Consider the following 15,928-nt stretch of genomic DNA (forward strand, 5'->3'; position numbering starts at 1 on the left):
TGTGTAGATTTTAATATGAACAAAAATTATGAACAATACAATCATTTATCACAATCCTCGCTGTTCTAAATCGCGTCAAACGCTCGCCTTATTAGATGAAAAACAGGTGGCGTACGAAGTGGTAGAATATCTAAATCATCCGTTAGACATTGCCACAATCAAACACCTCCAAAACTGCTTGGGTTTAGACAGTGTCCTTCACATGATGCGTCCAAAAGAAGCTGAGTTTAAAGAAGCAGGGTTGTCGAAGGAAAGTAATAATGACACCCTCATCGCAGCCATTGCGCAATACCCTAAACTTCTAGAACGGCCGATTGTCGTACATGGTGATCGAGCCAAAATCGGTCGACCTCCTGAGAATGTATTAGCGTTATTTTTATGAATCCTATACTTATTGCTTATTATTCAGTACACGGCAGCACCGCACATTTGGCCCAAGCGATTGCCAAAGGGGTTGAATCAATGGATATTGAAGCCAAGCTTCGACAAATTCCTCGCGTGTCAGATAATGTAGACGTCCAAGCCGAAGCGATACCGCAATCTGGACCACCTTACGTCAGTCTTGACGATTTGGCCGAGTGCAGTGGGTTCGCACTGGGCTCCCCAACCCGCTTTGGTAATATGGCTGCGCCCGTCAAGTACTTCTTAGATCAGACCTCAAAGCAATGGCTCAGTGGCACTCTCATTAACAAGCCAGCTTGTGTATTTTGTTCGAGCAGTTCGATGCATGGCGGTCAAGAGAGTACACTCCTCTCAATGCAACTTCCACTGATGCATCACGGTATGGTGATATGTGGAATACCCTATTCTGAGCCAGCGTTGCACACCACCATAAGCGGTGGTACCCCTTATGGCGCGACACATGTTGCCACTGACCATAACACCCAGCTAAGTGTCGCTGAAACGGAGCTGGCCATTGCCCAAGGAAAGCGTTTAGCAACGTTAGCGAAAGCACTAAAAGAGATAGCATAATGAAATCAAGCCACATACCATCCAACGTACACATTCCTATGGCTCGCAATACCTCGCTGGCGAGAGCACTCGCCCTGTTTGGTTTTTTTGGACTATTGCTCTGGGTGATGCTCTGGCATCTTGTATTGCTGGAACCACGCACCTACTCTGTTACGTTTATATTAATCGTGTATGTATTACCTTTATTAATGCCCGCAAAAGGGATCATACAAGGTAAGCCTTACACGCACGCTTGGGCAAGCTTTATTGTCTTGTTGTACCTAATGCATGGGATCACTGTGTGGTACTCAATACCAGAGCAATGGCTTTATGCATTGATTGAAATCATGTTGTGCTTAATGATGTTTGTAGGAAGTAGCTACTTTGCTCGCTTGCGTGGAAAAGAGTTAGGACAAACATTACCGAAACTAAAGACGGTCATGGAAGAAGAAAAACAACGATTCGAGGGTCCCAATAATGAAAAAGATTCTTCCGCTTAGCATATTATTAACACTCTCTGCCTGTGGTGGTGGCTCAGGCGATTCCGGTCCTACGCCAACGCCTCAGCCTCCGCCTGTCAGTGGCCAAGCGTTCGCGAGTATTGGTCAAGATAACGGGATAACGTTCTTTGGCGATCGCGAGGGGGCTGCCGGAGATCAAGTGGCGCTGGTAGCCATACCGACGAATGCGGTGAAGCTTGTGGATATTCAGTGGGAACAAATATCTGGTCCAAGTATTGAATCGACAGCGATGCATACCAATACACTCGCCTTTGCAGTGCCGCAATCTGGCACATACGAATTTGCAATCACGGCCAGAACCTGCTCTAACGAAAGAGATTCGAGCTGCACCAATCAATCCGTTACCGCAAATATATCATTTGACACCATCAGTACAGGCCAACAAGCAAAATTGCGACTTGACCACGCAGCGGTAGAAGGCGGTCGGGTATCTTTACGTGTTGACCCAACAGCAGGTAAAACCATCAGCGATGTTATATGGGATATGGAAGGTCAAACTCTACCTGATTCAAGCGCTGTGGAAGAGCAAGACAATCGACTCTTTTTTACCGCTCCACGAGTTGAACAAGACTCAGTAATTCGAGTCGAGGCACAAGTGCGTTATAGCGATGGTACCACTGGGACAGATTACGCTTATATTGCTGTGCGGAAAAGTGAGATTGATTTAGATGACGGGTATTTTCCGCGCTATGCTGACAATATCGTAACTGAAAACATGTTTGCATATCGCCCAAGCTCTCCTTATGCCACGGCTATCGAGAGATGTGTATACACCAATCAGATTGCCAGCGCGTGTCGCTTCAGTGAACTTCCTCTCATTGGTATGGAGACAATGACCCCTGATATTGATGATATCTTGAACCGAACACTTGTATCGCATCAATGGATGGGTGAGCGCTTTGAGCAATACCTGCGCGATTCGGTCGTGGGGCAAGATATGTTAAATCTACTGCGTGGTGTCACCGCCGTAGTCATTTCTTATGAAGTCAGACCTTCTTTTTACTGGGCGGTCACTGGTGCTATTTATTTGGATGCGGATAATTTTTGGGTCACGCCTCTAGAGCGCGATACGCTCAATGAAGCGCCTGATTATCGTGCCGGGTTTGGTGCTGAATTGCAGTTTATTATGCCTTGGCGCTATGTGAAAAATAATGAATACTACCCAGCTGGCAGTTATCCTATTGCTGAGCGAAGAAGCCGAAGCTTTGTCGATCTTGAAGGCGATATTTCATGGTTGATGTACCACGAATTAGGGCATGCGAATGATTTCTTTGCGCCTTCCACCTGGGCCTCTTTAAATGGGAGTGAGACACCACTTTCCGTCATTAACGGTGAGCGCGACCCAGATTCTGATGCTTTGGACAATACACTACCATTGCGTTCAAGCCAAATGAGGGCATTGGCACAAGTCAATTTTGGTGGAGAAGATGCCACTCAAGCACAGCGCAATACCACGGCAAATGATGTGGCAGCAGAATTTATCACAGATGGTGCGACAGGTTTTTATAACTACTACACCACGCGTGAAGATTATGCGAGTTTGTTCGAAAAATTCATGATGAAGTATCGCCTGGGTGCCGACTCGGACATCGCGGTAACCGCTTCGCGAGATATCGATCCAGACCTGAGTGTGGTATGGGGTGAGCGCAATCGCTTTAACGCGGCTGAAGTACAACCAAGAGTGGCGTTTACGGTTGAACGGATTTATCCAGAATTGGATCCAAGAGCGATTCAAGATACCTTACCACAGCCTCAAGCGATGATTGTTGGAAGAAGTTGGTGGGACAATTTGGATCTGAGCACTCCCCGCAGTGCCAAAAACAATGCATTCAGTCCGTTGATGGATAAAGATGCTCGATTGCAACGGGACTTAACGAGAAGACACGGTAAGGAACTACCTATTCCTCATTCTCACTAAGGTATTGCTTGATTAAAGGGATCGTTATCCCTTTTTGTTCAATAAGTGAAAGCTCATCGAGATCATCGATGAGCTTTTGCAGTGAATGCATATCACGCGGAACGTGCTTGAGTAAATACGACAATGCATTATCACTGTATTTGATGCCACGCGCATTCACCATCTCCGAAAGCACCTGAAACGTATCTTCATCTGATAATGGAAATAATTGATATACCTGCCCCCAACACAATCGAGAACGCAGATCAGGTAATTGAATCAATTCTGATTGTGGTGGTTCGGTACTAGTCAGGACGAGTCGACGATTTTGTTCGAGTAAGCGATTAATTAAATCAAATAATGCCTCTTCCCAAATCGGTTGAGCCCAAAGTGTGTTGACGTTATCTAAGACAACAAGTTCGTATTGTTCCAAACCCAAAAACATGTCACTGAGCATATCCAGTTCGGTTTGCCCGACAATCGCATGCACTAATTCCTGACAATCTAAGACAAATACCCCAACGTTTGCAGCATCGCCAGCTTGTGCAATACCATGTGCCAAATGGGTTTTACCAACACCAGCCCTACCCCATAAGAATACAAATTGGGCCGACTGCATGGATTCTGAAGGAGTCGTTTGCAGTAACTGTTGCACTGCTAATAATGCCATTTGGTTTTGTCCTGGGATAAATGATTCCAGGGACAGACTCGGATGAAGTTGTAACGATAAAGGTAACTGCATTAAGGTTGCCACTGATAATTGCTATTATCAGGCTCTAACACTTGAGAACCATTAGTTGATAACTTTGGAATAAGACGACCTCCTTGTTTAAACGTCGCTTGCAAGCGTTCTTGTGTAGCAAGAAGGTTTAGCTCGAATATTGCCGTATTGCCATGTTGAGAGACATGCCTAAAATCATCAACTATACTCAAATTTTCTAAAAAACGCTGTACCTCAGCTAAGATCTCGATGTTAGATACGCCTGAAATGTTAATTGAATAATTGATGCGTTGGTCATTGGCAAATTGTTTTGTGTCGATTGCAAAACGCTCAGCCGTAAATTCGGTATAAAAATCCACAAACTTATTGATTAACGTTTGGGTATCCACCGCAGTGAAAGAGACTAAACGCAATAAATCCCCTTCTTTAACAAAACCATCCAGTTGCCAAAGGAATTCTGCGTTTGGATAGATCCTAGCCGCTAACGTCGAATTAACTTGATATCGCTCACTGGCATCATAAAGCGTGTCAACGAATTGTCCCCAAATGTCAATTGGTGCGACAGCGGCAACATCTTGTAGGTCATAAATTGGCAGACTTATTGGTATAGCACGACGCTGTGTTGCTTGTTCAAGTTCTATTTTTAAAACGTGTTCGCTTGCAGCGTGAATGATTTCTCTTTCGTCATTAAGTGGGTCTTGATAGATCAACCATAACAAAGCGTGTGGTCTTTGCTCACCCCACAGTGGCAATTGTTGGTCTTTTAGCCATTGTTCTAAACGTGTTTGATCGAATTCCACTTCTAATCCGACATAAGGCTGAGCAATAAAACGCGATGCCTCTACATAGTTTTGTGCATTATTTAACAAAGATTTCATTGCACTGTCTGACAGTACAGATTGTGTTCCTGATAGCTTCACTAAGACTTGCTGCAAGGCTTCTTTTGTCGCATTAGCCCTAGCAGAACTGGTTTGTTCTAACATAGGGGCTTGTCCTATATTCAGTGAAAACTCGGCGTTCGCAGAAGATGCACAAAAACAAGGAAAGAAAAACAAAACTAAAACTAAACTGGTTCGCGTGATAGCCAATCCCAAAAACCCACAAAAAAATGTCAAAACTTATAGTGATATTGTTATGTATTTCAAAGTATAATGCACGTAAATAAACGGATTTTTTCTAGTACGCATTGGAGTATGCGATTTTCAAATTACAACTATTTCGTGAGACCGTCCTGTGAGCAAATCCCCACAATCCCTAAGCTATAAAGACTCTGGTGTCGACATTGACGCTGGTAATGAACTCGTCGAGCGCATTAAATCTGTAACCAAAAAAACTCATCGTCCGGAAGTTCGAGGCGGTTTAGGCGGATTTGGGGCGTTATGTGCATTACCAGAAAAGTACAAAAACCCTTTATTAGTATCAGGGACTGATGGCGTTGGTACAAAACTGCGCTTAGCAATGGATTGTCATGAGCACTCAGGTATAGGTATTGATTTGGTAGCAATGTGTGTGAACGATTTGATTGTTCAAGGTGCTGAACCATTATTTTTTTTGGACTACTACGCAACAGGTAAGTTAGATGTTGATGTTGCAGTAGAAGTAGTGAGTGGCATTGGTGCAGGTTGTGAGCTATCTGGTTGTGCTCTGATTGGTGGCGAAACAGCAGAAATGCCTGGGATGTATCATGGCTCAGATTATGACGTTGCTGGTTTTTGTGTCGGTGTTGTAGAAGCTGATGATGTGATTGACGGTAGCAAAGTCAGCGATGGTGATGCATTAATTGCGCTGGCATCATCAGGTCCGCACTCTAATGGTTTTTCACTCATTCGCAAGATCATCGACGTATCACAAGCCGATATCAGTACAGATTTAGCTGGCAGATCAATTCAGTCCCAACTGCTTGAACCTACTCGCATCTATGTCAAATCCGTTCTGACTCTTCTTGAAAATACTCCAGTACATGCCATTTCACACATTACCGGCGGTGGTTTTTGGGAAAATATACCACGTGTACTTCCTGACACGATGCAAGCCAATATCGACACCAGTAGCTGGGAGTGGCCTGCCATCTTTACTTGGCTGCAACAACAAGGCAATGTCACAACACACGAAATGTATCGGACATTTAACTGTGGTGTCGGGTTGATCATTGCGCTCCCACAAGAAGCTGTAGCCGAGGCTTTAACTGTGTTAAACGCACAGGGAGAAACAGCATGGCAAATTGGTACTATTAGTACCAAAACAGGTGACGCTTCGGTAGTCATGTAAAATGAGTCATGCTAAACGCATTGTCGTACTGATTTCAGGAAGCGGCAGTAATTTACAGTCGATTATTGAAGCCTGTCAGTCAGGCTTCATTAATGGTCAAATCGTTGGTGTCATATCTAATAAACCAGGTGCATATGGCTTAACTCGAGCATCTAATGAAGCAATTCCGACTCGAGTAGTTGATCCCAAAGTGATTGGTGGTATCCGCGATGAGTACGACACAGTGCTTCGCGAAGAAATAGATAAATTTGCTCCTGATTTAGTGGTATTGGCTGGCTTTATGCGGATTTTATCTGCCCCTTTCGTTGCCCATTACGAAGGCCGTTTGCTGAATATTCATCCTTCTTTGTTACCAAAATACAAAGGATTACACACCCATCAACGAGCATTGGATGCGAAAGACACTGAACATGGAGTATCAGTGCATTTTGTGACAGCTGAGTTGGACGGTGGTCCAGTTGTACTGCAAGCCAAAGTGCCTATATTTGAAGATGACGATGCAGATATTCTCGCCTCTAGGGTCCAACAGCAAGAGCATCAAATTTATCCTTTAGTCGTCAAGTGGTTTGCCGACGACAGATTAACAATGAAAAATGGCAGAGCCATACTGGATAATACCCCATTAGCAGAGGCTGGTTATGCAGCTGATTAAATGGCTTGCCAATTTATTACTTCTGCTCGGTTTAACAGCAGTCTCTTTACAAGCGGCTGAAAATCAAAGTCGACCAAGTGATTTTGGATTATTTGCATTTCAGGCAAAATACCAAATAACAAGAAATGATAGTAAAATTGGCAATGCCTCCATCACCTTAGCGCTTACTGACTCACAGGCCATATTTGATTACTATTCCAAAGTCAGTCGTTTTTTTTTGACGGACGAGCGCAGCGAAAGAACTGTCTATCGGTTGCTGGACAACACAAAACTAATCATTCCGATATCTCCCAACACTTACGAATATATTCGCACTGGTACAGGTCCTGACGACCAACTTTTCATAGATTTTGAACGACAAACCATACAAAGCGATGATGGGATCATCTCATTTGACACCGAACACAATGACAACCAATTTTTTCGGTTAGATATTCCCTTTCGTTTGCAAAAAGGTCTCCCTATACCTTCCCAATATGAGTTTTATAACTACCGTGGTGAAGCAAGAAGCTATATTGTGGAACAGCGTGAGAACCAAATATTGAATTTACCTATTGGTCAAGTTGAGGCCGAGTATTTTGTCATAACTCGACCCAATTCAACACGACGTATCACACACGCTTGGTTTGCGGCAGAATATCAGTATCAACTGATCCGCTTGAATCAATTCAAAGATGGAAAGGAACAGGCAGATATGCGTCTAAAAAGCTTTACTCTTATTCCATCAAAAACCGCTTCAAAATAACAATTCATTTACAAGCTTACTTGATCTCTTAACAATATATCGCTACCATTTAACTGGTCAGACCTTAATTGTTTGGAGAAAATATGTCAGAGGTTATTTGGATTGTACTTGCGATTGCTACAATCGGTTTTTGTAGTTATAAGCGCTTGTCTTTAATGGTTACTTTATTGGCTGTTGGAGCTGTCCTGGCTTTAGCCAGTGCAAGTGGTGCTAGCTTTACACTACCTTGGGTGTTATTAGCCCTAACTTTTATTTTATTCGGCCTGCCTAGTGTCAGACAAACACTCTTAAGCAAACATTTGTTGTCATTCTTTCGCAAAGTCATGCCTGAAATGTCTCAGACAGAGCAAGAGGCCATTGATGCTGGTACGGTATGGTGGGATGGCGAACTTTTTTCAGGTAAACCAAATTGGCAAAAACTCCACGCCATTAACGCCCCAGTGTTAACCGCAGAAGAAAAAGCATTTCTTGAGGGGCCAGTTGAAACCGTCTGCGCCATGGTGGATGAATGGCAAATCAACCACAAAGATGCTGATTTACCGCCTGAGATTTGGCAGTTTCTAGGCGAGCAAAAGTTCTTTGCGATGATTATCAAAAAAGAGTACGGTGGTCTTGAATTTTCAGCCTATGCACAATCTCGTGTGTTACAAAAGTTATCAGCAGTTTCTGCCGTCTTATCTACTACTGTAGGCGTACCTAACTCTCTTGGTCCAGGTGAACTTCTGCAACACTATGGAACAAAGGCTCAACAAGACTACTATCTCCCAAGACTCGCTGTGGGTAAAGAAATTCCCTGTTTCGCACTAACTAGCCCAGAGGCTGGGTCTGATGCTGGATCTATTCCTGATCGTGGCGTTGTGTGTAAAGGGGAATGGGAAGGTGAAGAAGTTATCGGTATGCGACTGACGTTTGATAAGCGCTACATTACCCTTGCTCCTGTAGCAACCGTTATTGGTTTAGCTTTTAAACTCTATGACCCCGACGGTTTACTTGGTGATAATGAAGAGTTGGGGATAACCTGTGCCCTGCTCCCTCGTGATACCAAGGGGCTCAACATTGGCAATCGTCACTTCCCTTTGAACGTGCCATTTCACAATGGCCCTCTTAGTGGTGAAAATATTTTTGTCCCACTGGACTACATCATCGGTGGTCAAACTATGGCCGGTAAAGGTTGGCGTATGCTAATGGAATGTCTCTCGGTTGGTCGTTGCATCACCTTGCCTTCTTCCTCTGCCGGAGCTGCCAAGTCGATTGCACTTGCTACTGGCGCTTACTCTCGTATTCGCCGACAATTTAGAATGCCTATCGGCCAAATGGAAGGCGTAGAAGAAATGCTCGCACGTATTGGTGCAAGCGCGTATATGATGGATGCGGTGACTTCGTTCTCTACCACTGGTATTGATAACGGAGAGAAACCATCGGTTATTTCTGCGATTTCCAAGTATCACCTCACAGAGCGTATGCGAACGGTTATTAACGATGCAATGGATGTGCATGGTGGTAAAGGGATTTGTTTAGGACCTAATAATTATCTTGGTCGAGGCTATCAAGGAATGCCAATTTCTATTACGGTCGAAGGTGCAAATATCTTAACCCGTAATATGATGATCTTCGGACAAGGCGCGTTTCGTTGTCACCCTTATGTGTTATCAGAAATACAAGCCGCAGCGATCAAAGATACAGCCAAAGCAACAGAACGTTTTGATCAAGCGGTATTCGGACATATTGGTTTTAGTATCAGTAACTTCTTTGGTAGCTTATGGTTTACTTTGACAAGAGGCTTTTTCAACTCAACTCCATACCATGATGAAACGGCCCAATACTACAAACGTCTTTCAGGTTATAGTGCAAATTTAGCGTTTATGACAGACTTAGCTATGGGTGTACTTGGCGGTAGCTTAAAACGACGCGAACGTTTATCCGCTCGCTTAGGTGATGTATTAAGCCACCTTTACTTGGCTTCCGCAACGTTGAAACGTTTTGATGACCAAGGACGGATCAAAGACGATTTGCCAATGGTGCATTGGAACTTGCAAGATTCTATGGCTGCCATAGAGTATGCGATTGATGAATACATTCGCAACTTCCCTGTCACACCTGTACGCTGGTTAATGCGCCTCGTTGTTCAGCCATTTGGTCAACTCCAGGCGAAACCAAATGATGTCATTGAACACCAAATTGCACACATGTTGCAAACGCCTAACCCGACTCGTACACGCTTAGGTGAAGGTCAGTTTACTGCCCGGGTACAAGGCAATTTGTTGGGTGAGCTTGAGCAAACCCTTGACGATGTCGTCGCTGCCGAACCTATATTTGCGAAAGTGTGCAAATCCATTGGTGAAAAACGTCAATTTACCAAACTAGATGAGTTAGCAAAGATTGCACTTGAGAAAAAAATCATTACTGATGAAGAAGCAGCTCTATTAGTTAGCGCTGAGCAAGGACGACTAAAAACCATCAACGTGGATGATTTTGCTCCAGAAGAGCTTAAACTAGGCGCCGCACCGAAGCGGAAATCGTCGACTCGAAGCGCTGCAAAACGCCCCGTTGCCGCCAAAAAGTCGACCTCTACCAAAAAATCGGCTGCTCAGAAAGACTCAGATACAAAAGCATCTGAAGATGGAAAAGACGCAGCTTAAGTATAGCATGAAACAAAAAGCCCATATTAAATATGGGCTTTTTTATATATTGAACTAGGTATTACATCTCAGCTGAATCTATCGCTTCGACTAATAACACAACTTGAGTACGCGACGTGACATTAAATTTTTTAAAAATTGCACTCACATGTGCTTTCACTGTCGCTTCTGTTACAAACAATTTATCTGCAATTTCGCGGTTTGATAGACCTTCTTTAAGACACTCTAAAACGCGAAGTTGCTTTGGTGTCAGATCCTTTACTCGTTGAATTGACGTCAACAAATCAGGTGTTTGCTCTTCTACAGTATCAATGAATTTTTCAGGTATGAAACGACCACCTTGTAAGACAGACATAATACCATGAGCAATTTTACGCGAATTAAAAGACTTTAAGATATAGCCTTTGGCGCCGTAGTGCATGGCTATGCTAACCGCTTTGTCCGTTTCATTCGCAGAAATAACGACAACGGGGGTATCTGGTGCGCATTCCATGACAGAGGTTAATCCGTAAAAGTTATCCGAACCAGGCATATTCAAATCAAGTAATATCAAATCTATGTCTGGGTGGGCCTTTATCACTTTTAATGTGGACGGTACGGAGTCGGCATGGACTATTTTTAGATCATTAAAAAAAGGGCTGATTGAACATTCAAGCGCTTCTCTGAATAATGGATGGTCATCAGCAATCAAAAACGTACTCATACAATACCTGTATTTAGCAACAATAAGAACAGTCTAGGCTAGTTTACAAACAACAACTAGAGTAAAATATTAGACTTACATCTATATTTTAGACTAGCAAAGTGAAAAGTGATAATTTATTTTCTGTTCCATTTCAACGAGTAGCAGATTTCAGCTTTGATGCAAAGGTTGCTCAAGTATTCCCAGACATGATCAATCGTTCGATTCCTGGGTATACCATTATGATCCAAAACCTCGGTGAGATTGCCAATCGCTTTGCGTCTGATGGCTCAGTTATTTATGACCTGGGCTGTGCAACTGGGATAAGTACACTAAGTATTGCTCGCTCAATCACAGCAACAAATTGTCGAGTTCTCGGGGTCGATAACTCTGGTGCAATGCTAGAACAATGTGAGCGTTTTATCCAAGCTTACCAACACTCTTCGCCAATAGAATTGATCGAGGCTGACATCCTTGATTTAGAGTTAGAGCCCTGCTCTGTTGTCGTCATGAACTTTACCTTGCAATTTTTGCCTCCCGCTTCGCGAGAAGCAGTAATAAAACGTATTTATGATGCCCTGGAACCTGGAGGGGTTTTGTTGCTTTCCGAAAAAGTAAAAGGCGAACATAGCCAACATGATGAACTGTTGATTCACCTCCACCACAATTTTAAACGAGACAATGGCTATAGTGACTTAGAAATAAGTCAGAAACGAACTGCCCTCGAAAACGTCATGTTACTCGATACCCAATCACAACATTTTGAGCGTTTTGAGGCTGCTGGGTTTGCTTCTTATACCGAGTGGTACCGCTGTTTCAATTTTACGTCAATGCTTGCGTTTAAAGCTTAAGAGAATGATTCATGCAAACACACTTCAGCCATTTTTATAGAGCCATACTCAATACTCCGCTTGAACGCCTAATTGAATCCTTGCCACTGACACTTGCCCAATGGGAAGCATCCAATAAACACGGGCATTGGACAAAATGGCAAAAACTCCTTCAAGAGCTGCCTTCACCTGACCACCCTCAATGGCATATAGAAGATGGGGCAATTGTATTGTGCAAGGATGTCTTTTCAGAAGCCGAAAACAAACGAATAAATGGCTTATTAAAACAATTCAAACCGTGGCGCAAAGGGCCTTATCAAATCGATACCACCTTTATCGATACCGAGTGGCGCAGTGATTACAAATGGGACAGACTGCTACCGCACATCTCTCCGCTCACCGATAGACGCGTACTTGACGTAGGTTGTGGTAGTGGCTATCACATGTGGCGCATGTTGGAAGCAAATGCTAAACACGTTGTAGGGATAGATCCGACGGTTTTATTTTTTATGCAATTCTTAATTGTGAAACAATTTGCAGGCGATCATCCTGTCCATTTTTTACCTTTAGGGATTGAAGTAATGCCCCCCTCGCATGGTTTTGATACCGTATTTTGCATGGGGGTGTTTTATCATCGGAAGGATCCGTTTGCGTTCTTGCAGCAACTTAAAGAACAGCTCATTAAGGGTGGTGAACTCGTCCTTGAAACGCTGATTGTTCCAGGGGATGAACAAACGGTATTGATGCCAACAGACCGCTATGCACAAATGAGTAACGTATGGTTTATACCCAGTGCTAAAGCAATGATTTTATGGCTTGAACGCGCTGGGTTTAAACATGTTAAGGTTGTCGACTCTGCACTGACATCGATAGCCGAACAACGGAAAACAGAATGGATTGATGGCCATTCGCTCGCCGATTTTTTACACCCTAATGATCCGGCTTTAACCATTGAAGGTTACCCAGCTCCGACTCGAGCCGTATTTATTGCCAATAGATAATTTTCGCTTTGGCATAATCTTTGAACTACTCTTTATCAAATTGATGTCACTCATAATGATAAATGAGGTTAAAGTTGGATTACGATGCATTTTTAATGGCACACCGTCTGCCCAAGTCTTATATTGAGCTTGCACAAAGATGGTTCATTCCCGTATTAAACCGATTTGATTCGCACAAAAAAGGTGCAAAACCGCACATTGTCGGTATCAATGGTTGTCAAGGCTCTGGTAAAAGTACTCTGGCGGACTTTGCCGCTGATTTTTTATCTACGCGTTTCGGATTATCTGTTGTCATACTGTCGCTTGATGACTTTTATTTACCTCATGCTGAACGTCAAGAACTGGCTCGAACACGGCACCCATTATTTGCAACTCGAGGAGTACCTGGCACCCATGACCTTGCTCTCGCCCATGATGTATTCCATAAATTAATTTCAGGTAAACCCGTTTTAATTCCCCGCTTTGACAAAGCCAATGACGACCGTTTGCCACAATCTCAGTGGTCGATACAGGAGTCAGCTGTAGATGTGATCATTTTTGAAGGGTGGTGTGTTGGCCTAAAACCTCAATCTCCTAATGAATTATTAAATCCAGTAAATACCTTAGAGGCAACAGAAGACACACAGATGATCTGGCGAAATGCGGTTAACTCTGCTTTACTCAGCTATGCTGATTGGTTTGCTTACATTGACGAATTATGGTGGTTAAAGGCACCTAATTTTGCTTGTGTACTGAATTGGCGTACTGAACAAGAACGCAAACTCGCTCAGTTTAAAACAGGTAACGCCATAATGGATCCCCCTGCTCTCTTGCGTTTTGTTCAACATTATCAACGCCTGACCGAACATGGTTTGCAAACTTTGCATGGCGATTCGGATGTTTGTTGGGAACTCGATCAAAACAGACAAATTATTTCGCTGAATGACAAATTCAGTCCAAACCACTGAGGTGAACTTGTCATAATGACCAAATATCTTGTATTTACTGATTTAGATGGCACTTTACTCGACCATCATACATATTCATACGATGCAGCCATGCCAGCCCTCACTGCCTTAAAAAATAGCGGGTCTCATATCATCTTTAACACCAGCAAGACCTATGTGGAATCTCGAAATTTGCAACTGGAACTTGGCTTAGAGTTGCCATTAATTGTCGAAAATGGCGCTGCGGTGTTTTTACCCAAATCCATTTTCGGTGTAGCACCAGCAAATACTATCGAACACCCAGAATATTGGCTTAAAACCTTTACTCAAGAGCGACAGCATTGGTTAGTAATATTAGATAAGCTGAAACCAGCTTGGGGGCATTTATTTACGCATTTTGAGATGCTGAGCATCCAGGAGATCATGGATTATACAGGATTGAGCCTTGAACAATGCCAATACGCAAAAACTCGCTTATTTGGTGAGCCTATTCTTTGGCGTGGCAGTGAAGAACAAAAATTAGCATTCATTTCTGAACTCAAATCTTTTGGTGCTGAACCACTTCAAGGTGGTCGCTTTTTGCATTTATGTGGTCATTGCAACAAAGGAAAAGCGATGCAATGGCTGTGTCAACATTACAGAGATTTTTTCCCGAACCAGCAATACACGACTATGGCTTTAGGTGATGGCGCAAATGACATTGCTATGCTCGACATTGCAGATATTGCCGTGCAAGTCAAATCCCCAGCTTATGGCTACCCTCACCTGAAGCGAACAGAGGGAGTATACCAAACTCAAAATGAAGGCCCCGCAGGCTGGAATGAAGCAATTTTTTCACTTTGTGACTTAACCTAGGAGGCCAACGATGGCAGATTTTTACCAAAATGGCATCATAACCACATTACACAACTTGGATGAAAGACCGATAGAAGAAGTTGAAGCGCAACTTTGCGAATTTGCCCAACAACGTCCCATGGCATTGATTCTTCCGTCACTTTACAGTGAATTACAAGGCGAGGCACTGCCGAATATCATCAAAGAACTGATCCAAGTTCCTTACTTAAAGCAAATCGTGATAGGCCTGGATCGGGCAACACAATCAGAGTTTGCGCATGCCTCTGAATTTTTTGGTCAACTCCCGCAACACCATCGCATATTATGGAATGACGGTCCCCGTTTACAAGCTCTTGATAAAGAACTTCAGGCCTTAGGTCTAGCCCCTACTGAGTTAGGCAAAGGGCGCAATGTTTGGTATTGCATGGGGTATGTTTTAGCAAGCAATAAAGCAGAATCGGTAGCGTTACACGATTGCGATATTTTAACCTATGACCGCTCCTTGTTGGCCAGACTCATTTTCCCAGTAGCAAATCCACAATTTAACTATGAATTTTGCAAAGGTTTCTACGCCCGAGTCGCAGATGGCAAAATCAACGGTCGCGTCTCTCGGTTACTCGTAACCCCATTACTAAGAGCGTTGAAATGCACTTTAGGAGACAACGAATACATCGAGTTTATGGATTCATTCAGATATCCTCTTGCAGGGGAATTTTCATTTCGTCGTGATGTATTGAATGACATTCGGATCCCATCTGATTGGGGGCTAGAAATTGGTGTCTTATCGGAAATGCATCGCAACTACGCTCATAATCGCTTGTGCCAAGCCGATATTGCACGGGTTTATGACCATAAACATCAAGACTTATCTGCTGATAATGAAAATGGTGGACTATCAAAAATGTCGATTGACATCACCAAAGCTCTATTTCGTAAACTCGCCACACAAGGGCATACCTTTAGCACGGAGATGTTCCGCTCAATCAAAGCAACTTATTTTAGAATCGCGTTAGATTTTATAGAAACCTATCACAATGATGCCGTGATGAATGGCTTGACCTTAGACATTCACAGCGAAGAAAAAGCCGTTGAATTATTCGCACAAAACATTATGAAAGCTGGACAGAGCTTTTTAGATAATCCAATGGAAACTCCATTTATTCCAAGCTGGAACCGCGTGTTAAGTGCTAAACCAGATGTTTTTAAGCGCTTGGTTAAGGCCGTTGAAGATGATCACAAAGAAATTACGAGACAAGACTAG

Annotated in this window: 16 protein-coding genes; 13 read left to right on the forward strand and 3 right to left on the reverse strand. The window is 43.3% G+C overall.

From position 1 onward, the window contains the following. The first annotated feature begins 28 nt into the window (after positions 1-28). From arsC to NLG07_RS09075, 4 genes are read left to right on the forward strand one after another with little or no spacing between them, the layout of a single operon-like run. Positions 29-382 carry an arsenate reductase (glutaredoxin) gene (gene arsC / locus NLG07_RS09060; protein ID WP_254855141.1) on the forward strand — a complete coding sequence of 118 codons (354 nt, stop codon included), beginning with the start codon at positions 29-31 and terminating at the stop codon, positions 380-382. After that, the gene (gene wrbA, locus NLG07_RS09065) at positions 379-972 is read left to right on the forward strand and encodes an NAD(P)H:quinone oxidoreductase (RefSeq protein ID WP_254855142.1); all 594 of its coding nucleotides are present in this window, start codon (positions 379-381) and stop codon (positions 970-972) included. Before arsC ends, wrbA begins: the two co-directional genes overlap by 4 nt. Further along, a complete protein-coding gene (locus NLG07_RS09070; RefSeq protein WP_368501246.1) occupies positions 972-1,451 on the forward strand; it encodes a DUF2069 domain-containing protein in 480 nt (159 codons plus the stop codon). Before wrbA ends, NLG07_RS09070 begins: the two co-directional genes overlap by 1 nt. Further along, positions 1,429-3,390, forward strand: coding sequence for a hypothetical protein (locus NLG07_RS09075; protein WP_254855143.1), 1,962 nt, complete (start codon positions 1,429-1,431; stop codon positions 3,388-3,390). The genes NLG07_RS09070 and NLG07_RS09075 overlap by 23 nt, the downstream gene beginning before the upstream one ends. Here the strand turns inward: NLG07_RS09075 and hda are convergent. Beyond that, positions 3,371-4,111 (reverse strand): DnaA regulatory inactivator Hda, encoded by a 741-nt coding sequence (gene hda, locus NLG07_RS09080; RefSeq protein ID WP_254855144.1) that lies wholly within the window; start codon positions 4,109-4,111, stop codon positions 3,371-3,373. The two genes, NLG07_RS09075 and hda, sit on opposite strands and share 20 nt — an antisense overlap. Next, positions 4,111-5,205 (reverse strand): DUF2066 domain-containing protein, encoded by a 1,095-nt coding sequence (locus NLG07_RS09085; RefSeq protein WP_368501248.1) that lies wholly within the window; start codon positions 5,203-5,205, stop codon positions 4,111-4,113. Before NLG07_RS09085 ends, hda begins: the two co-directional genes overlap by 1 nt. Positions 5,206-5,323: 118 nt before the next feature. Here NLG07_RS09085 and purM point away from each other — a divergent pair, with 118 nt between their 5' ends. The 4 genes from purM (at position 5,324) to fadE (ending at position 10,394) form a co-directional block, all read left to right on the forward strand. Beyond that, positions 5,324-6,358: a phosphoribosylformylglycinamidine cyclo-ligase gene (purM, locus tag NLG07_RS09090; RefSeq protein ID WP_254855146.1), complete on the forward strand. Its 1,035-nt coding sequence runs from the start codon at positions 5,324-5,326 to the stop codon at positions 6,356-6,358. Between the two features lies 1 nt (position 6,359). Then, complete coding sequence (gene purN, locus NLG07_RS09095) at positions 6,360-7,010, forward strand: phosphoribosylglycinamide formyltransferase (RefSeq protein ID WP_254855147.1); 651 nt, start codon at positions 6,360-6,362, stop codon at positions 7,008-7,010. After that, positions 6,997-7,755, forward strand: coding sequence for a DUF3108 domain-containing protein (locus NLG07_RS09100; protein WP_254855148.1), 759 nt, complete (start codon positions 6,997-6,999; stop codon positions 7,753-7,755). The genes purN and NLG07_RS09100 overlap by 14 nt, the downstream gene beginning before the upstream one ends. An 83-nt stretch (positions 7,756-7,838) precedes the next feature. Beyond that, entirely contained in the window at positions 7,839-10,394 is a 2,556-nt protein-coding gene (gene fadE / locus NLG07_RS09105) for an acyl-CoA dehydrogenase FadE (protein ID WP_254855149.1), read from the forward strand. Positions 10,395-10,455: 61 nt separating this feature from the next. Here the strand turns inward: fadE and NLG07_RS09110 are convergent, their stop codons facing one another. Next, positions 10,456-11,097 (reverse strand): response regulator transcription factor, encoded by a 642-nt coding sequence (locus tag NLG07_RS09110; RefSeq protein WP_254855150.1) that lies wholly within the window; start codon positions 11,095-11,097, stop codon positions 10,456-10,458. Positions 11,098-11,198: 101 nt separating this feature from the next. On the opposite strand from NLG07_RS09110, the gene cmoA reads away from it, so the two are divergent. The 5 genes from cmoA to NLG07_RS09135 all read left to right on the forward strand — a co-directional run bounded on the left by cmoA (position 11,199) and on the right by NLG07_RS09135 (position 15,928). After that, a complete protein-coding gene (gene cmoA / locus NLG07_RS09115) occupies positions 11,199-11,927 on the forward strand; it encodes a carboxy-S-adenosyl-L-methionine synthase CmoA (RefSeq protein ID WP_254855151.1) in 729 nt (242 codons plus the stop codon). An 11-nt stretch (positions 11,928-11,938) separates the two neighbouring features. Continuing rightward, positions 11,939-12,907 carry a tRNA 5-methoxyuridine(34)/uridine 5-oxyacetic acid(34) synthase CmoB gene (cmoB, locus tag NLG07_RS09120; RefSeq protein ID WP_254855152.1) on the forward strand — a complete coding sequence of 323 codons (969 nt, stop codon included), beginning with the start codon at positions 11,939-11,941 and terminating at the stop codon, positions 12,905-12,907. Positions 12,908-13,002: 95 nt separating this feature from the next. Continuing rightward, entirely contained in the window at positions 13,003-13,854 is an 852-nt protein-coding gene (locus NLG07_RS09125; protein WP_254855153.1) for a kinase, read from the forward strand. Positions 13,855-13,869: 15 nt separating this feature from the next. Then, on the forward strand, positions 13,870-14,688 hold the full coding sequence (locus NLG07_RS09130) for a mannosyl-3-phosphoglycerate phosphatase (RefSeq protein WP_254855154.1): 819 nt from the start codon (positions 13,870-13,872) through the stop codon (positions 14,686-14,688). Positions 14,689-14,698: 10 nt separating this feature from the next. Beyond that, positions 14,699-15,928 carry a glycosyl transferase gene (locus tag NLG07_RS09135; RefSeq protein WP_254855155.1) on the forward strand — a complete coding sequence of 410 codons (1,230 nt, stop codon included), beginning with the start codon at positions 14,699-14,701 and terminating at the stop codon, positions 15,926-15,928.

The organism is Alteromonas sp. LMIT006 (assembly GCF_024300645.1).
Lineage (GTDB): Bacteria > Pseudomonadota > Gammaproteobacteria > Enterobacterales > Alteromonadaceae > Opacimonas > Opacimonas immobilis.